We start from the raw sequence: 18,091 nt of genomic DNA on the forward strand, positions 1-18,091 counted from the left end.
GGATCGAGCCATGGCCCTCAAGGCAACCATCTTCAAGGCGCAGGTCCAGATCTCGGATCTGGACCGTCACTATTACGAGAGCCATGCGCTCACACTCGCCCGCCATCCCTCCGAGACCGACACGCGCCTGATGGTGCGTCTACTCGCCTTCTGTCTCCACGCCGACGAGCGGCTGCTCTTCACCAAGGGGCTCTCGACCGACGAGGAACCCGATCTCTGGCAGCAGAGCCTGAGCGGCGAGATCGAGTGCTGGATCGAGCTGGGCCAGCCGGACGAGCGCCGTCTGCGCCAGGCATCCGGGCGTGCCCATGAGGTGATCCTCATCAACTACGGCGGTCGCAGCTCGGACATCTGGTGGGAACAGAATCGCGACGGACTGCAGCGGCTACGCAATCTGCGGGTGCTGGACCTGGACAGCGAGACGGTCCAATCGCTCGCCGGACTGGCCGGTCGCAACATGGACCTGCAATGCACCCTCGACGGCGGACAGGTCTGGATCGGCAACGCCGACACGACGGTCGAGATCACGCCGACCATCCGCCAGGACATCAGGTCAGACTGAAACGCCTTTCCGAGCCGACAAGACCGCAAGGAATCCAAGGGCTACGATAGAGAATATTCGAACCTCTTCGCGCCCTTTGCGCCTTCGCGGTTCAAAAATCTCCTGCGGCAGACCGCAGCCTACCCGCCCATGAACAATGCCGCCGCGGCCTCGGGCGCCGACGGGAAATAGAGATGCAGATAGCTCGCGCGCACCGCGCCGTGCCGATAGAAGGGCTCGCCGGCCCGACCGTCGCTCTGGCGCCGGCCGAATGCGATCGGCTCGACGGGCGTCTCCATGGTCGAATGATGGAAGCTGTGACCCCGCAGCCGGCCCTGCGGCGTCTCGAGCGACTGCATGCCGAGACCGGCGAGACGCTGGCGCATCGATCCCTCCCCGGGAAGCAGGCCGGCCATCTCGGCCGAATCGCCCGACGTGTCGGTCAGCCGTTCGAGCAGATAGAGCATCCCGCCGCATTCGGCGTAGAGCGGCCGCCCCTCGGCGACATGCCGCGCCAGCGAACCCTTCATCTCCCGATTGTCCGACAGGGCCTCTAGATGCAGCTCCGGATAGCCGCCGGGAAGATAGACGGCATCGGCCTCGACATGGCTGTCGGCGAGGGGGGAGAAGAAATCCAGCTCCGCCCCGAGCCGCTGCAGCAGGCGCAGATTGTCCTCGTAGATGAAGGAGAAGGCGGCGTCGCGCGCGACCGCGATCCGCCGCCCGGCGAGCGGTCGCGGCATCTCGGCGGCATCGTCCGACGGACCGAAATCGACCGGCTCCGGCAGCTCGGCGAGGGCCGTCTCGCCCAGCCGGTCGGCGATCCGATCGAGCCGGGCGTCCAGATCCCCGACCTCCTCGGCCTGGACCAGCCCCAGATGCCGGCTCGGCAGCTCGGCATCGACGAGTCGCGGCATGGAGCCCAGATAGCGCAGATCCGGCGGGAATCCGGCCCGGATCATCTCCTCGTGACGCGGACTCGCAACACGATTGGCCAGGATGCCGGCGAAACGCAGCGCCGGACGATAGGTCGCGAGCCCCAATGCAAGCGCGCCGAAGGTCTGCCCCATGCCCTTGGCGTCGATCAGCGCCGCGACCGGGATGTCGAAGGTTTCGGCCAGATCGGCGCCGCTCGGCGTACCGTCGAACAGCCCCATGGCCCCCTCGACCAGGATCAGATCCGCCTCGCCCGCCGCCTCCCACAGCTTGCGTCGGCACTCCGCCTCGCCCACCATCCAGAGATCCAGCGGCCCCACCGGCGCGCCGCTGGCGCGGCCCAGGATCATGGGGTCGAGAAAATCCGGCCCCGTCTTGAACACCCGCACACGCCGTCCGAGACGCGCATGATGACGCGCCAAACCGGCGACCAGGGTCGTCTTGCCCTGCCCCGAGGCGGAGGCGGTCAGGAAGAGCGCCGGACAGCGGCGAACGGCGGATGGGTTGTTGGAGGCATTTTCTGACATGAGGAGGTCGACCGACTCGATGAATCCAATGACAGTATTCGCTATCTTCGCGTCCTTTGCGCCTTTGCGGTTCCATTCATGACCCGACCCACAGCTGTCGTCATCGGGATCGGCTGCCAGCGCGGAACCGCGCTCGAAACGCTCGAAGGGGCTATCGCCGAGGCGCTGCGCAGACTGGGCGCGGTGGAGGTACGCTGTATCGCCAGCCATGTCCGCAAGGCCGACGAACCCGCACTGCTGGCGCTTGCCGAGAGGCATGGCTGGCCATTTCTCACCTACCCCGCCGAGCGCCTCGACGCAGTCGGGGTCCCCAATCCATCCGCGCGCGTCGCCGAGGAGGTGGGTACCGCCAGCGTCTGCGAGGCCGCCGCCCTGCTCGCCTCGAATGCCCCGCAACTCCTGGTCGAGAAGCTCCGCCATATCGGACCCGACGGCAAGGGGGCGACGATCGCCGTCGCACGTTGGCAACCTGCCGAGGCTCCCGCGTAGGGACCCATGGCGGTTGAATGTAAGATCGGGTTTGCGATGATGGCGTGGCTTTCCATGCGGCGCAATACGCTTCGCTATTGCGCCCTACCGGCCCTTTACCCATCAGGATCGCATCGGCTCGGACGTTTCCCAGGGCACGACATATCCCTGCCCATCGTGTTCGCCCATGACGGCTCGCACACCATAGGTTCGGGCGAGATTCTCCGCCGTCAGCACCTCGCTGGGCGTGCCGGTCGCGATCAGTTCGCCCCGGTCCATCATCACCAGGCGATCGCAGAAACGGCTGGCGAGCGTCAGGTCGTGGAGCACCACCAGGACGCCCCGCCCGCTCTGGCAGGCCGAGCGCAGAAGCCGCATCACCTGCAATTGATGACGCGGATCCAATGCGGCCACCGGCTCGTCGGCCAGGATCAGCGGCGCCTCGACGGCGAGCACCCGCGCCAGACGAGCGCGGGCCCGTTCGCCGCCGGAGAGCTGGGTAACGCGACGCTCGCGCAGCCGCCAGACATCGGTCAGACGCATGGCCGACTCGATCGCCTCCAGATCCCCCTTTCGCGGCCCGCCGGCACCGCGCCACCAGCTCCCGCGATAGGGATGACGCCCGAGCCCGACCAGATCGCGCACCGAGATGGGCCATTGAACCGGATCCTCCTGGCTCAGATAGGCCAGACAAGAGGCACGCTCGCGCGCCGGCATGGCGCTCAATGGGCGACCCCGAAAACGGATCTCGCCGCCATGATCCAGCAACTGGGCGATGGCCTTGACCACCGTGCTCTTGCCCGCCCCGTTGGGGCCGATCAGGCCCAGCAGTTCGCCCTCCCCGATCGCGAAAGAGAGCCCGCGCACCAGCGGCTTACCGCCCAGCACGACATCCAGCCCGGAGACTTGGAGCAGGCTCACAGCATGTCCCTCCGCGAGCGCAACACCAGGACCAGAAAGAAGGGCGCGCCGATGAGCGCCGTCACCACGCCGAGCATCAGCTCCCTGGGCGTGTCCAGCAGACGCACGGCGATGTCGGCGGCCAGGATAAGTACGGCCCCGCCGAGCGCGCTCGGCAACAGGAGACGGCCCGGCCGATAGTCGACGAAGCGGCGCAGCAGATGGGGCACGACGAGGCCCACGAAACCGATGGTGCCGGACACCGCAACCGTGGCGCCCACGCTCAGCGCCGACCCCAGGATGACGAGCCCGCGCAGACGTCCGAGGTCCACCCCCAGGGTGCGCGCCTCGCCCTCCCCCAGCGCCAGCACGTCGAGCGAGGGTCCCGTCATCAGCAGCAATCCGAGCCCTGCAATGACGAAGGGCAGACAGAGCCGCACGTCGTCGAAGCTGCGATCGGCGATCGAGCCGAGCAGCCAGAGCACCATGTCCTGTACCCCGCCCGGATTGGGGGCCAGATTGAGCGCGAGCGACGTCAGGGCACCGGCCAGCGAGGTCAGGGCGATTCCGGCGAGGATGAGCGTCAGATTGGTCGAGCCGGCCTGGGTCAGGGCATAAAGAACGCCGGTCGCCAACAGGGCGAAGGTCATGGCGGCACCCGGAAGCGCCCAGAGACTGGCTGCGGTCAGCCCGAAATAGAGCGCGACCACGGCACCCAGCCCGGCGCTCGCCGAGATACCGAGCAGCCCCGGCTCGGCGAGCGGATTGCGCAGCAACCCCTGAAGCGCGGCGCCGGACGCACCGAGCGAGAATCCCACCAGCCAGGCCAGGACGACCCTGGGCAGCCGAATCTGCCGCACGATGAGGCTCTGCTCATCCGTGCCCGTGCCCAACAGACCGGCGATCACCTCGCCGAGCGACAGGGGCGCCTCGCCGAAACACAGCGAGATCAGGCTGAGCCCCAACAGGGTCACCAGAAGGACGAGCATCAAGGAGCGGAATCGAAACTGGGGCATGGACGGAATCAGGGATGGGCCTGACCGATGAGACTAGGCTGGACGGGAAGCGACTCGATCTGGGCGACGATCCGCTCGGCGGCGTCGACCAGCTCCAGTCCGCCGCAACCCCAGTCCTTCACCGGGACGGAGACGCTAGGGATGCGCTCCAACATCCGTCTCAACAGCGGATGACGCCCATAGGCCGAGGCGGCTCCAGGTCCAGACCGATCGAAATACCCGAGCAGAAACAGATCCGGCGGAGCCGTCACCAGACGCTCCAGCGGAAAACGGCCCCAGCCGGCGAACCCTGCCTCGGCCGCGACATTGCGCAGTCCCAGCAGGCGCAGCAGATCGTCGACATAGGTCCCGGAGCCGGCCGTGCCTCCGCTCGGTCTCAGATAGAGCACCCGATAGGGCTGGATGCGCTCGCGCAGAACACGCATCCGCGCCTCGGCATCGAGGATTCGGGCCTCGCCCGCCTCGGCGCAACCGATCCGGGCCGCCATCTCGCGGGTCGCCTTCAGAGTATCCGTCCAGGTGGTCGGATAAGGCATCGCAACGATCTCCGTCCCGCGACCGGCCAAGAGCTCGGCATGCCGCCGTCCCGTCCAACCGGTGTAGACCAGGGCCATATCGGGCTTCAGATAGAGGAGATCCTCCACCCCGCCGCGATTCGGCGGATAGGCTAGCGCGGCCTCGGCGACGGAAGAGACGCGCGGATCCTGGGCCTGGGTGGAAACCGAGAGGATCTGCTCCGGCGCGGCGATCCGCAACAGCAGCAGATCGGCACAGAGATTGGTGCTGACGACCTTGGGCAGGTCCGTGGAATCGGCAGCGACGGGAGCTGAAATCGGAATCAGAACCGCAAAGGCGCAAAGGACGCGAAGAATGATGAATGACCGCTTCATGCGCATCCTTCGGTCTCGGAATCACAGCATAACCACACGACACAACCCTTTGCGCGCTTGGCGCCTTTGCGGTTCACCCTCTCTCCTGAACTCAAGCAATGGGTTCGCCTATCAGTAGGGCGCAATAGGCCGCCCTCAACAGGTGACCGCGCCGCCTTGACTCAGGTGATCCATTTCATGAGTCGCCGCACCCCGATTTTGGGGCGGCCGTATTGCGCCGTATGTGCAGGCGGACGTGCGCAATCGAAGTCTCGCCGTTACATGCCATGCGGCGCAATACGCTTCGCTATTGCGCCCTACGCGACGCTCAAACGGGGTCGCCCAGGAGCGACAGGTCGAGTGCGTAGCCGCCGGTCACCAGATAGGTGGAGGCGCAGCGCGGGCCGAGCCGACGGATGAGGTTGCCGAGCCGGTCGCGGAAGGTCCGCCCGATCGGATAGGCCGGGATCACGCCCCAGCCGGTCTCCTCGGCGACCAGGATCAGGGGCGACCGACAGCCGTCGACCACGGCCTCCAGGCGCTCCGCGCGTTCGCGCCACTGGGCGTCGTCGAGCTCGACCAGATTGGCGACCCAGGTGCCGAGCGAGTCGACCAGTAGGCACTGGTCGGAGCCGTCATGCTCGACCAGCGCCGTCTCCAGATCGGTCGGAACGCAGAGGGTCGACCAGTGCTCGGGACGGCGCTGGCGATGGATCTCGATCCGGGCGGTCCAGTCGGCGTCGTCCGGATCCTCCCTGGCGGTCGCGACATAGACGACCGGACGGCCCGACTCGTGGGCCAGACGCTCGGCCCATTCGCTCTTGCCGCTGCGGGCGGGGCCGCAGACCAGGACCGCCGAGGACGCGCTCGATGGGTTTCGCTGCGCTCGACCCATCCTAGGCGGGATCGTAGCCGAGCACGGGGGCGAGCCAACGCTCGGCCTCGGCCAGGGTCATGCCCTTGCGCGCGGCATAGTCCTCGACCTGATCCTTCTGGATCTTGCCGGTGCCGAAATAGCGTGCCTCGGGATGCGAGAAGTACCAGCCCGAGACCGCTGCCGTCGGCAGCATGGCGAAGTTCTCGGTCAGGGTGATGCCGACGCGGCGGTCGGGCTCCAGCAGCTCCCAGAGGGTGCCCTTCTCGGTGTGATCCGGACAGGCGGCATAACCAGGCGCGGGGCGGATACCCTGGTATTTCTCGGCGATCAACGCCTCGTTGTCCAGCGATTCGTCGGGCGCATAGCCCCAGTAGCGGGTGCGCACCAGCTGGTGCAGACGCTCGGCGAAGGCCTCGGCCAGACGGTCGGCCAGCGACTTGAGCATGATGGCGCCGTAGTCGTCGTGATCGGCCTCGAAGCGGGCCAGGTGTTCGTCGATCCCGATGCCGGCGGTGAGCGCGAAGGCGCCGATCCAGTCGTCCTGGCCGACCGGGGCGACGAAGTCGGAGAGACAGAAGTTGGCCTGGTTCTTGGCCGCATCTCTGGGCATCTGCTGACGCAGATGGTGCAGCATGGCCCGCGTCTCGCCGCGCGAGGCGTCGGCATAGAGTGCGATGTCGTCGGCTCCGGCCGAGTTGGCCGGAAAGAAGGCGAGCACCGCGCGCGCCTCCAGCCAGCGCTCATTCACCAGACGCTCCATGAACGTCTGGGCGTCGGCGTAGAGCTTGCGCGCCTCCTCGCCGATCACGGCATCGTCGAGGATCTCGGGGAAGCTCTTGTGCGCCAGTTCCCAGGCATTGAAGAAGGGCAGCCAGTCGATGCAGCGCACCAGGTCGTCGAGCGGGAAATCGGCGATGGTGGCGATCACGCCGCCGCCGGCCGGCTCTAGCTGCAGCCTCCAGGGGGCGGACTCGCTGACCCCCTCTTCGAGCAGCGCCGGGCGCGGCGGTGTATAGGTGGACCAGTCGATCGGCACCCGATTGGCGCGCGCATCGGCGATCGGCATCGATTTGCGCGTCGTCCCCCGGCCCTCGCGCTCGGCGCGGACGCGGGCATAGTCCTCGCGAATCGAGGCGACATAGCCCGGGCGCAGCTCGTCGCTCAGCAGGTTGGAGGCCACGCCGACCGCGCGCGAGGCGTCCGGGACATAGATGACCGGCGCCTCGCGCTGGGGCGCGATCTTGATCGCGGTATGCAGCTTGGACGTGGTCGCGCCGCCGATCAGCAGCGGCATGTCCATCCCGGAACGCTCCATCTCCTTGGCGACGTGGACCATCTCGTCGAGCGAGGGGGTGATGAGTCCGGACAGACCGATGATGTCGACATTCTCCTCGCGCGCGCGCTGGAGGATGGTGTCGGCCGGGACCATGACACCGATGTCGATGACCTCGTAGCTGTTGCACTGCAGGACCACGCCGACGATGTTCTTGCCGATGTCGTGCACGTCGCCCTTGACCGTGGCCATGAGGATGCGTCCGTTGCTCTTGGCGGCCTCGCCCGAGGCGGCCTTCTCGGCCTCCAGGAAGGGGAAGAGATAGGCGACCGCCTTCTTCATCACGCGCGCCGACTTGACCACCTGGGGCAGGAACATCTTGCCCTCGCCGAAGAGATCGCCGACATGGTTCATACCGGCCATCAGCGGCCCCTCGATGACCAGCAGCGGACGCCCGAGCGCCTGACGCGCCTCCTCGGTGTCGGCGTCGACGTAATCGGTGATGCCCTTGACCAGGGCGTGCTTGAGACGCTCCTCGACCGGCCAGCCGCGCCACTCCTGCTCCGCGGCGGCGGTCTCGACCGCGCCGTCGCCCTTGTATTTCGGGGCGATGTCGATCAGACGCTCGGTCCCGTCCTCGCGCCGGTTGAGGATGACGTCCTCGACCGCCTCGCGCAGCTCCTCGGGCAGATCGTCGTAGATGGCGAGCTGGCCGGCGTTGACGATGCCCATGTCCATCCCGGCCTTGATCGCGTGATAGAGGAAGACCGCATGGATCGCCTCGCGCACCGGGTTGTTGCCGCGGAATGAGAAGGAGACGTTGGAGACGCCGCCCGAGACCTTGGCGTGCGGCAAGGTGCGCTTGATCTCGCGCACCGCCTCGATGAAGTCGACGGCGTAGTTGTCGTGCTCCTCGATCCCGGTGGCGACGGCGAAGATGTTGGGGTCGAAGATGATGTCCTCGGCCGGGAAGCCGACCTGCTCGGTCAAAATCTTGTAGGCCCGGGTGCAGATCTCGATCTTGCGCGCCTGGGTGTCGGCCTGTCCCACCTCGTCGAAGGCCATGACGATGACCGCCGCGCCGTAGCGCCGGCACAGCCGCGCCTCGCGGAGGAATTTCTCCTCACCCTCCTTGAGCGAGATGGAGTTGACGATCGGCTTGCCCTGGACGCACTTGAGCCCGGTCTCGATCACCTCCCACTTGGAGGAGTCGATCATCACCGGCACCTTGGCGATCTCGGGCTCGGCCGCGACCAGGTTGAGGAAGCGCCGCATGGCCGCGACCGCGTCCAGCAGCCCCTCGTCCATGTTGACGTCGATCACCTGGGCGCCGTTCTCGACCTGCTCCTGGGCGACGCTCAGGGCCGTGTCGTAGTCGCCCTCCTTGATCAGACGCTTGAAGCGCGCCGAGCCGGTGACGTTGGTACGCTCGCCGACGTTGACGAACAGGGCGTCCGCGCCGATGTTGAAGGGCTCGAGCCCGGACAGACGGCAGGCAGGCTGGATGTCCGGCAGTGGACGCGGCGTCATGCCCTCGACCGCCGCGGCGATGGCGCGGATGTGATCCGGCGTAGTGCCGCAGCAGCCGCCGATGATGTTGAGGAAGCCAGAGCGCGCCCACTCGGCGATCTCGGTAGCCATCTCCTCCGGCCCCAGATCGTAGCCGCCCAGCTCGTTCGGCAGACCGGCGTTGGGATGGGTCGAGACCCGGCACTCGGCGATCCGAGACAGCTCCTCGACGTACTGGCGCAGCTCGTAGGGTCCGAGCGCGCAGTTGAGTCCGATCGAAAGCGGATCGGCATGACGCAGCGAGTTGTAGAAGGCCTCGGTGGTCTGGCCCGTCAGGGTGCGTCCGGACTGGTCGGTGATGGTCCCCGAGATCATGATCGGCCGCTCGACCCCGTCCTCGTCGAACACCTGACGCACGGCGAAGATGGCCGCCTTGGCGTTGAGGGTGTCGAAGATGGTCTCGATCAGGATGATGTCCGCGCCGCCCTCGATCAGACCGCGCGTCGACTCCGAATAGGCGGCGACCAGGGTGTCGAAGTCGATGTTGCGCTTGCCCGGATCGTTGACGTCGGGCGAGATGGAGGCGGTTCGGTTGGTGGGGCCGAGCACGCCGGCGACGAAGCGCGGTCGATCCTGGGTGGCGATCGCATCGGCCGCCCGGCGGGCCAGGCGCGCCGCGGCGACGTTGATCTCGTAGCTCAGATCCTCCATGCCGTAGTCGGCCATGGCCACGCGGGTCGCGTTGAAGCTGTTGGTCTCGATGATGTCGGCGCCAGCCTCGAGATATTCCCGATGGATCCCCTCGATCACGTCGGGACGGGTGAGCACCAGCAGATCGTTGTTGCCCTTGAGATCGCTCGGCCAGTCCGCGAAGCGCTCGCCGCGATAGTCGGCCTCGGTCAGGCCGTGACGCTGGATCATGGTGCCCATGGCACCGTCGAGGATCAGGATGGAGCGTTCGAGACGCTCGCGGATGAGTGCGTTGGAATCGGTCATGACTATCCGTGGATCGTGTCTCGGCGCACGCATTGGGAGTGCGTGGACGCGTGGAAAGACGACAGGTGATCGAGCGACGCCGGTCCCCGATGGGTTCGGAAGACCCGAAAAGCGAGTTCGGACGGAGACGCAATCGCGCAATATCCGTCACCAAGCGTATTCGAGACCTGAACTCGAAAGAGGACGAACGATACCAGAAATGGCCGCTGCCTTCTCGCCCCATGCCCGGTTCGAGCGACCGCGAGCCACCAGGATCCCTTAAACCCGAGTCAACCCCTCGGCGAGTTCGGAAGCGTTGGGAACGGGTTTGGACCGCCCGTTCTCGTCGACGGAGACGTAGGTGAAATTGGCCGCCGCGACCTGATGCCGACTCTGCGGATCGGGCTCGCGCTGGGCCCAGATCTGGACCTCGATCGTCATCGAGCTCCGCCCGACCCTGACCAGCCGGGCGAACCCCTCGACCAGATCCCCGACCAGCACGGGCGCCATGAACTGGAACTCCTTCACCGCGACCGTCGCCACCCGCCCCTGAGCCACCTGCACGGCGATGGCACCCCCGGCGAGGTCCGCCTGCGACAGCAGCCAGCCGCCGAAGATGTCGCCATAGGCGTTGGTGTCCTTGGGCATGGCGAACAGCCGTACGGTCAGCTGCCAGGTACGTGGGTCGGTCAGACGCGGCATGGCCGGATCGACTCTATCCATGATTCCTCTTTGCGCGCTTCGCGCCTTTGCGGTTCGATTCTTTAAGGATAACCCAGGCGCCTTTGGGGCCTAGCCGTCGAGGAGACCCAGCCAGCGCATCAGTGGGGGCAGCAGCAGGGCGCTGACGATGGCCGACAGGGCCATGGCGAGCCCCGACATGGCGCCCTCGCGATTGCCGAGCTGGAAGGCCCTCGCGGTCCCGATGCCGTGCGCCGCCGTGCCGAGCGCGATGCCGGTGACCGCCGGGTCGCGGATGCCGAGCCGGCGCAGCAGACCCACGCCGAAGAGCGCGCCGACCAGGCCGGTGAGCACCACCAGCGCGGCGGTGAGCGCCGGAATCCCACCCAGCTGCTCCGAGATGCCCATGGCCACGGGCGTGGTGACCGATTTCGGAGCCAGCGAGAGCAGGATCGTCCGATCCGCCCCGAGCGCCGCGGCCAGGCCCACGGCGCTGATCGCGGCGACCAGCGCGCCCACGAGCAGCGCGGCCAGGATGGGGATCGCCAGGGCCTGCAAATCCGCACGCAGCCGATAGAGCGGGATCGCCAGCGCGACCGTGGCGGGTCCGAGCAGGAAGTGGATGAACTGGGCGCCGTCGAAATAGATTGCATAGGGCGTTCCAGTAAGCAACAGCAGACCGATCAGCAATCCGATGGTCATGACCACTGGATTGAGCAGGGCGAGACTGCCCGCCCGCCTATGCAGCCTCAGCGCGCCGAGCCAGGCGATCAGGGTCGCCGTGAGCCAGAAGAGCGGCGTCTCGGCCAGATAGACCCAAAGGGTTTCGAAGGGGGCCTGACTCACGAGTGATCGCCTCCACGCAAACGTCGCATCAGCCACTGAATTCCGCTCATGGTCAGGGCGGTCACGACCAGGGTGATCAGGGTTCCGAGCAGAAGGGCTACAGCCAATGCCAGCCAATGCTCGCGCAGCAGATTCCAGTGCACCATGACGCCCACCCCGGCGGGAACGAAGAGCAGCGGCAGATGGCCGAGCAGCGTGGCACCGGCCCGTTCCACCTCACTCGGAATGCCCCCGCGAATCGCCAGGCCGGCGAACAGGATGAGCATCCCGGCCACCGGACCGGGCAGCGGCAGATCCAGCAGTCTCACCAGACTTTCGCCCAGCAGTTGGCAGGAAAAGATGAGCGTCAAGGCCTCGAGCATGATGGTCCTGGATTCTCGACTCGGTGTCAGGGATCGCGCCGGCGCGCCGTGGCGTAAGGTTGGTGTTGCGCCCGACCGCTCCAGATCCGAGGCCGCTTCAGCCATTTCTGGATGAAGGACCAGGAGGCCGCGTAACCGTCGTGCGGAAGCCGGCAGTCGGAACAGTCCTTGCGCACCAGGCCGTTCCGGTCAGTGTAGAGCCGATAGGGCCCGGGGCACTCGTAGGCGATCAGCGGACAGTAGCAGAAGAGACAGTTGAATTCGCGCCTCACGCCCTGGTGACAGGGGAAGAAGGGACAGGCTCGGTTGCTGAATCCCTTGTAGGATTCGTTATGCGTGGTGTCTTTGGGCTGCATGGAATCGAAACGGAAACCGGAAGCGGATGGTTATACTGGAAGTGAGATTCGATCAGCCACCCGAGGTGTCGAGATGAACCTGGCCGAACAAATCCCTTGCGTCACCATGGAAGACTATCTGACCGGAGAGCAATCGAGCGACATCCGGCACGAATACGTGGCCGGCCGGCTGTTCGCCATGGCCGGAGCGGGAGAGGCGCACAACCGCATTGCCGGCAACGTCTTCTTCCATCTGAGGGCCGCGACGCGCGGAACCCCTTGTGGCGCCTTCATCAGCGATATGAAGGCTCGCGTGCAGAAGCACGACGCCTTCTATTATCCGGACGTGCTCCTGACCTGCGATGGCGAGGACGGTGCCGCGCTCTACAAGGAGGCCCCTTGCCTCATCGTCGAGGTGCTCTCACCCTCCACCGAGGTGATCGACCGTCGAGAAAAGCTCATCGCCTACCGAACGCTCGAGGCACTGCGCTATTACATCCTGGTCAGCCAGGAACGCCGCCAGGTCGAGCTCTACAGCCTGGGAGCGGACGAGGTCTGGCGACACCAGATCTTCGAGCAGGAAGGCGACCTGAGGTTCCAGTGCGGCGGGCTCGACATCGCCTTCTCGCTCGACGATATCTACGAGGATGTGGAGCTCACCCCGCAAGGATAAGCCTTCCCGGACACCTCACCGCGCCAGCGCCAGCAAGGCATCCAGATCCAGGTTGGCCTCGAAGTGGTCCGCGAGCTCGTCCAGGGCGGCCTCGATGCGTGCCTCGAAATCGATCCGCGCGGCCTGGGCGCCGACCTGTTCCAGCCAGTGGGCGCGGAAGTCGTCGGCGCCGAAGATGCCGTGCAGATAGCCGCCCATCACCCGCCCTTCCGGCGAGATGGCGCCCTCGGGCCGAACCTCGCCATGGCCGTCGTCGAGCAGCAGCCAGGGGCGTTCCAGGCCGGGGCCGGTGGTGCGGCCCATGTGCATCTCGTATCCGCTGACCCGGCAGCCGCTGCGCGTGTCGGTGACCTCGAGGTCGATCAGACGCTTCTCGCCGCCGATCTCGGTCTCGATGTCCAACAGACCGAGCCCCGGGGTCTCGCCCGGTTCGCCCTCGATACCCTGCGGATCGCGCACCACCCGGCCGAGCATCTGATAGCCGGCACAGAGCCCGACCACGCGCCCGCCGCGGCGCACGTGGGCGAGGATGTCGATGTCCCAGCCCTCGCGGCGCAGCACCGCCAGATCGGTGCGGGTCGCCTTGGACCCAGGCAGGATGACGACGTCGGTCTCGGCCGGGATCGGGTGTCCGGGCTCGATCCAACGCAGATTGACGCTCGGCTCGGCGGCCAGCGGATCCATGTCGTCGAAGTTGGCCACGCGCGACAGACGCGGAATCACGACGTTGAGCGTGCCGCCGCGGGTCTCGGCCGGACGCTCCAGGGCCAGCGAGTCCTCGGCCGGCAGCCGGCTCGCGCCCTCGAACCAGCGCACCACCCCTCGGAAGGGCCAGCCGGTGATCTCGGTAATGGTCTCGCAGGCCGGCTCGAACAGCGAAAAGTCGCCCCGGAACTTGTTGACGAGATAGCCCACGACCCGCTCGCGGTCGGCCTGGTCGAGCAGCAGCCAGGTGCCGACCAGCGAGGCCATGGTACCGCCCTTGTCGAGATCGCCCAGTATCACCACCGGGATGTCGGCACGCTCGGCGAAATGCATGTTGGTGATGTCGCACTGGCGCAGATAGATCTCGGCGCCGCTGCCCGCACCCTCGACCAGCACCAGATCGGCCTCGGCGCAGAGACGCTCGAAGCTGTCGAGCACCGCCGGCATCAGACCTTGGCGCATCTCATGATAGACACGGGCCGGACAGTTGCCGAGCACCCGCCCGCGCAGCACCACCTGGGAGCCGACATTGGTCTGGGGCTTGAGCAGGACCGGGTTCATGTGGATCGAGGGCGGCACACCGCAGGCACGTGCCTGCAGCGCCTGGGCACGCCCGATCTCGCCGCGCGGCTGCTCGCCGCCCGGACCCGGGGCGGCGTCCGTATCGAGCGTCACGGCCGCGTTGTTGCTCATGTTCTGCGCCTTGAAAGGCCGCACCACGAGCCCGCGGCGGCTGTAGGCCCGGCACAGCCCGGCGACCAGCATGCTCTTGCCGACGTCCGAGGCGGTACCCTGGATCATGAGCACGCGGGCGCGACGCGGCCCGTGCTCGACGAGGGGCGGCAGTTCGATGGAGATGGAGGGAGCGGAATCGGTCATGCGGTCAATCGTCCTAAACGGCAAGGCCCGCATCCGTCATCGAACGAATGCGGGCCAGGATCAGAAGGAAAGCTATCAGCCTCCAGCGGCCAGCTACCAGCTTGTTGCAGTCAGTCGAATGCCTTGCCAAGACATGACCGAAGAGGCGAAAACCTCGGCAAACGACAGCTGGAGGCTGGAAGCTGGTAGCTGACAGCTACCAATCAAGCATTCTCGTACTGCTTGACCTGCTCCTCGGTCATCTGCTGGTCGCCGCCGCCGCACGCCTTGGGACCGGCGCAGGCCTGAGGCGCCGCACCCGCGACGCTGACCGCCGGCCGCTTGGCCGGAGGCGCCTTCTTCCAGGCGTTGTGATCCGGCTCGACGATCTTGGCCTTGCTCTTGTCGTAGTCGAACTTGATGAACTTCTTGAACAGCGGACCCCAGTAGTTCTGTTTGCCCAGCTGGTAGAAGCGGCGCTCCATGGCGCTCTTGAGGAATGCCTTGATGCAGCCGATCAGATACTTGCGGCGGAAGGGGTCCTTCACCCAGGGGTACTGGAAGAACATCCGCTTCATGTAGAAGCGCCGGTAGTTGGCCATGACCCCGTCGAGCAGCTCGGCGCGGTCGATGTTGTCCGGCTTCATGATGGGCGAGACGAAGTTGTACTTGGAATAGTCGAAGACCTCGACCCGGTCGCCCATCTCGGCATACATGTCGGCGAAGGGCCAGGGCGTGTACATGGACCAGTTGGCCATGTCGGCGCCCCAGTCCATGACCATCTGATAGGTCTCTTCCAGGGTCTCGCGGGTCTCGTTCTCGAGACCGACGATGAACTGCGCCTCGGTGACGATGCCGTTCTCCTGCAGCAGCTCGATGGCGCGCTTGTTCTGGGCAACCGTAGTCTCCTTGACGAAACGGTCCAGATTCAACTGCGCCGCCGCCTCGGTGCCGAGCGAGATGTGCACCAGACCCGCCTTGCGATAGAAGGGCAGCAGCTCCTCGTCACGCATGACGTCGGTCACGCGGGTATTGATGCCCCAGTGGATGCCGAGGTCGCGGTCGATCAGTTCCTGACAGAACTCGACGAACTTGTTCTTGTTGATCTGGGGTTCTTCGTCGGCCAGGATGAAGAAGCCGACGCCGTGGACCTTCACCAGCTCTTCGATCTCGTCGACCATGCGCTTTGGATCGCGCACGCGATAGTCGCGCCAGAACTTCCACTGCGAGCAGAAGCTGCAGGTGAAGGGACAGCCGCGCGCCATATTGGGGGTCGCGACCGGCACGCCGAGCGGGATGTAGATGTATTTCTTCCACTCCAGGATGCCCCAGTCCGGCCAGATGGAGTCGACGTCCTTGATGGACGGCTCGGCCGGGGTGGCGACGACCTGCTGGTTGTCGTCCAGATAGGCGATGCCCTGGACCTTCTCGCGGTCGCCAGGCCAGCCGGTCTGATCGTAGGAACGCACCAGATTCAGGGTGACGGCCTCGCCCTCGCCGCGGATGATGACGTCGATCCAGGGAGCCTCGTTAAGCACCTGATCGTACATGAAGGTGGCATGAATGCCGCCCAGCACCGTGAGTGCGTTGGGACACTCCTCCTTGGCGATCTTGAGCAGGGTCTGCGCCGCATAGATCATGGGCGTCATGGCCGTGGTGGCGACGATGTCCGGCTTGGCGTCGCGGATGGCGACGCGCAGTTGATCGTCATCCAGATTGTCCACCAGGGCATCGACGAATTGATAGTCTTGGTAGCCCCCCGACTTGAGATAGCCTGCCAGATAGGCGACCCAGGCTGGCGACCAGTTGCCAGCGATGTCGGCGGCACCGGCGCTATAGTTCGGGTGGACAAAAAGGATTCGCATTGTCAGCTCCGGGTAATCAAGAACGGTCGATCAGGAGACGCACGACGAGCGGCGGCGATGAGACATCGACGTATCGCGACCGGGAGACTGCATCAATCCCGACGACCCAAGCAACCTCTAGATGAATAGGGGCATTGGTTGAACGGGCGCATTCGCCCCGATAAACACAACGAGGGCGAAATCCAAATCAAGTTGGCGATCATACCAACGACTCATTAGAATCGCCACGTTAACGATCCACCTCCGGATCCGGCCCATCGAGCGGCCATCCCACCCCGCCCGAGATCGAGCCCAGGTCCACGCATAGCGGCGGAGCCACCGAATCACAGCACTCAGCGGCAGAGTCTCCAGGCCGTACGAGCGCCCCATTTTCCTGACGTGACAATGAAGAAGATCTTTCTCATCGGCATGGGCCCCGGCCTTCCCGAATTCCTCACGGTCCAAGCGATCGAAACCCTGAAGCGCATCCACGTCTTCTTCATGCTGGAAAAGGAAGGCCGGGGCAAGGAGGAACTGCTGCGGATGCGCCGAGACATCCTGGACCTTCATCTCGGCAAGGACGCCTACCGCCTGGTGGTCGCCCAAAGCCCGTCACGGCGCATGGCGAGCAGCGATTACAACGAGGGCGTCAAGGTCTGGCACGACGAGAAGCACGCGCTCTTCCAGCGCCTGATCGACGAGGAACTGGAAGAGGGACAGAACGGCGCCCTGCTGCTCTGGGGCGACCCGGCCATCTACGACCAGACGGTTTCCCTGGTATCCGATCTGGCCTCGCGCTCCGAGGGCCGACTCGACTTCGAGATCGTCCCCGGCATCACCTCGGTCCAGATGCTGGCCGCCCGACACAGGATTCCGCTCAACCGAGTCGGCGAGAGCATCACCATCACCACGGGCCGCCATGCCGAGAACTGCGACCCCGCCACCATCGACAACGCCGTGGTCATGCTCGACTACAACGCCTCCTTCCAGCGCTTCCGCGACCAGGACATGGACCTCTATTGGGGAGGCTATCTCGGCTGCGAGGACGAGATCCTGGTCTCTGGCCCCGTCGACGAGATCACGGACGACCTGCTGCGCATCAAGTCCGAGGTGCGCGAGAAGAAGGGCTGGCTGATGGACATCTATCTGCTACGTCGGCGCAAGGACGAGCGCTGAACCGGCACTGCGCCCTCGCCCAGGTTCAGGTCGCCCCGGACCGCGCCCGAGAAGTCTCGACCCCGGCGGAGGCATCGCGCATCATTGGCCCCACTGCCCCAGCATCATCGGTTCCGCCATGAGAAGACTGCTGCCCTTGCCCATCGCGCTCTGTCTGCTGACGTCCTACCCTTCCGCGGCCGGCGAGAACGCCTTCGTCAACGACCCCGAGCCCCCCGGTCCATCGAACATCACCGAGGGAACCCCCTGGACCGAGATCCAGCGCCCGCTGCCGCCCTGGCCCAAGGACTCCGACCTGGTCGAATTCCAGATCGACAGCCCGGCCAAGTCGCCCTTCCGCTTCTATATAGACGCCAAAAATCTGGAGGTCGGCGCGGATCAGGTGGTGCGCTACACCCTGGTCGCCGAAACGGCCAATGGGACACGCAACCTCTCGGTCGAGGGGTTGCGCTGCACGCCGCGCGGCAAGTACAAGATCTACGCCTACGGAAACGCCAACCGCTTCGCCCCCGTCGAGGCGGCCGACTGGCAGCCCCTGTCCTTCATGCCGTCCGAGCGCTACCGGGAGGATCTGTGGCGCTATCACTTCTGCATCCCGCGCGAGTTCAGGCCCAGACCCAAGAAGGATATGCTGCGCTCCCTGCGGGGACAGATCGCACCGAGACAGAACACGGGATTCCAGGCCGACTGAGCCCGACGCTCGCCCCATTGAAGATGCGG

The 18,091-nt window shown here is 65.9% G+C and carries 17 protein-coding genes; 5 read left to right on the top strand and 12 right to left on the bottom strand.

Annotated elements, in window-relative coordinates; genetic code table 11:
- The first annotated feature begins 10 nt into the window (after nucleotides 1–10).
- Nucleotides 11–562 (top strand): YaeQ family protein, encoded by a 552-nt coding sequence (locus D779_RS01480; protein ID WP_043748346.1) that lies wholly within the window; start codon nucleotides 11–13, stop codon nucleotides 560–562.
- Nucleotides 563–681: 119 nt separating this feature from the next.
- On the opposite strand, the gene D779_RS01485 is transcribed toward D779_RS01480, so the two are convergent.
- Nucleotides 682–2,004, bottom strand: coding sequence for a cobyrinate a,c-diamide synthase (locus D779_RS01485; protein ID WP_043748349.1), 1,323 nt, complete (start codon nucleotides 2,002–2,004; stop codon nucleotides 682–684).
- A 78-nt stretch (nucleotides 2,005–2,082) separates the two neighbouring features.
- Here D779_RS01485 and D779_RS01490 point away from each other — a divergent pair, with 78 nt between their 5' ends.
- Entirely contained in the window at nucleotides 2,083–2,493 is a 411-nt protein-coding gene (locus D779_RS01490; RefSeq protein ID WP_043748352.1) for a cobalamin biosynthesis protein, read from the top strand.
- A gap of 102 nt (nucleotides 2,494–2,595) precedes the next feature.
- On the opposite strand, the gene D779_RS01495 is transcribed toward D779_RS01490, so the two are convergent.
- From D779_RS01495 to D779_RS01535, 9 genes are all read right to left on the bottom strand, one after another.
- Nucleotides 2,596–3,393: an ABC transporter ATP-binding protein gene (locus D779_RS01495; protein ID WP_043748354.1), complete on the bottom strand. Its 798-nt coding sequence runs from the start codon at nucleotides 3,391–3,393 to the stop codon at nucleotides 2,596–2,598.
- Nucleotides 3,390–4,388, bottom strand: coding sequence for a FecCD family ABC transporter permease (locus D779_RS01500; RefSeq protein ID WP_043748356.1), 999 nt, complete (start codon nucleotides 4,386–4,388; stop codon nucleotides 3,390–3,392). The genes D779_RS01495 and D779_RS01500 overlap by 4 nt, the downstream gene beginning before the upstream one ends.
- Before the next feature lie 8 nt (nucleotides 4,389–4,396).
- Complete coding sequence (locus tag D779_RS01505) at nucleotides 4,397–5,278, bottom strand: ABC transporter substrate-binding protein (RefSeq protein ID WP_081763271.1); 882 nt, start codon at nucleotides 5,276–5,278, stop codon at nucleotides 4,397–4,399.
- Between the two features lie 307 nt (nucleotides 5,279–5,585).
- Nucleotides 5,586–6,152, bottom strand: a complete 567-nt coding sequence (cobU, locus tag D779_RS01510; RefSeq protein ID WP_052347665.1) for a bifunctional adenosylcobinamide kinase/adenosylcobinamide-phosphate guanylyltransferase — start codon at nucleotides 6,150–6,152, stop codon at nucleotides 5,586–5,588.
- A gap of 1 nt (nucleotide 6,153) precedes the next feature.
- Nucleotides 6,154–9,912, bottom strand: coding sequence for a methionine synthase (metH, locus tag D779_RS01515; RefSeq protein ID WP_043748359.1), 3,759 nt, complete (start codon nucleotides 9,910–9,912; stop codon nucleotides 6,154–6,156).
- A 258-nt stretch (nucleotides 9,913–10,170) separates the two neighbouring features.
- Nucleotides 10,171–10,614: an acyl-CoA thioesterase gene (locus D779_RS01520; protein ID WP_081763268.1), complete on the bottom strand. Its 444-nt coding sequence runs from the start codon at nucleotides 10,612–10,614 to the stop codon at nucleotides 10,171–10,173.
- Between the two features lie 69 nt (nucleotides 10,615–10,683).
- On the bottom strand, nucleotides 10,684–11,418 hold the full coding sequence (locus D779_RS01525; protein ID WP_043748361.1) for an LrgB family protein: 735 nt from the start codon (nucleotides 11,416–11,418) through the stop codon (nucleotides 10,684–10,686).
- The gene (locus D779_RS01530; protein ID WP_043748363.1) at nucleotides 11,415–11,780 is read right to left on the bottom strand and encodes a CidA/LrgA family protein; all 366 of its coding nucleotides are present in this window, start codon (nucleotides 11,778–11,780) and stop codon (nucleotides 11,415–11,417) included. Before D779_RS01530 ends, D779_RS01525 begins: the two co-directional genes overlap by 4 nt.
- Nucleotides 11,781–11,806: 26 nt before the next feature.
- Entirely contained in the window at nucleotides 11,807–12,136 is a 330-nt protein-coding gene (locus tag D779_RS01535; protein ID WP_043748366.1) for a cysteine-rich small domain-containing protein, read from the bottom strand.
- Nucleotides 12,137–12,209: 73 nt separating this feature from the next.
- Here D779_RS01535 and D779_RS01540 point away from each other — a divergent pair, with 73 nt between their 5' ends.
- A complete protein-coding gene (locus D779_RS01540) occupies nucleotides 12,210–12,788 on the top strand; it encodes a Uma2 family endonuclease (protein ID WP_043748369.1) in 579 nt (192 codons plus the stop codon).
- A gap of 15 nt (nucleotides 12,789–12,803) precedes the next feature.
- On the opposite strand, the gene D779_RS01545 is transcribed toward D779_RS01540, so the two are convergent.
- Nucleotides 12,804–14,372 carry a cobyric acid synthase gene (locus D779_RS01545; protein ID WP_043748372.1) on the bottom strand — a complete coding sequence of 523 codons (1,569 nt, stop codon included), beginning with the start codon at nucleotides 14,370–14,372 and terminating at the stop codon, nucleotides 12,804–12,806.
- A 203-nt stretch (nucleotides 14,373–14,575) separates the two neighbouring features.
- Nucleotides 14,576–16,216, bottom strand: coding sequence for a magnesium-protoporphyrin IX monomethyl ester anaerobic oxidative cyclase (gene bchE, locus D779_RS01550; RefSeq protein ID WP_043748374.1), 1,641 nt, complete (start codon nucleotides 16,214–16,216; stop codon nucleotides 14,576–14,578).
- Nucleotides 16,217–16,600: 384 nt separating this feature from the next.
- On the opposite strand from bchE, the gene cobF reads away from it, so the two are divergent.
- Together cobF and D779_RS01565 are read left to right on the top strand one after the other, a co-directional pair.
- Nucleotides 16,601–17,371, top strand: coding sequence for a precorrin-6A synthase (deacetylating) (cobF, locus tag D779_RS01560; RefSeq protein WP_043748377.1), 771 nt, complete (start codon nucleotides 16,601–16,603; stop codon nucleotides 17,369–17,371).
- A gap of 118 nt (nucleotides 17,372–17,489) precedes the next feature.
- On the top strand, nucleotides 17,490–18,062 hold the full coding sequence (locus D779_RS01565; RefSeq protein ID WP_043748380.1) for a CNP1-like family protein: 573 nt from the start codon (nucleotides 17,490–17,492) through the stop codon (nucleotides 18,060–18,062).
- The last annotated feature ends 29 nt before the right edge of the window (nucleotides 18,063–18,091 follow it).

This window comes from Imhoffiella purpurea (assembly GCF_000585215.1).
Taxonomy (GTDB): Bacteria; Pseudomonadota; Gammaproteobacteria; order Chromatiales; family Chromatiaceae; genus Imhoffiella; species Imhoffiella purpurea.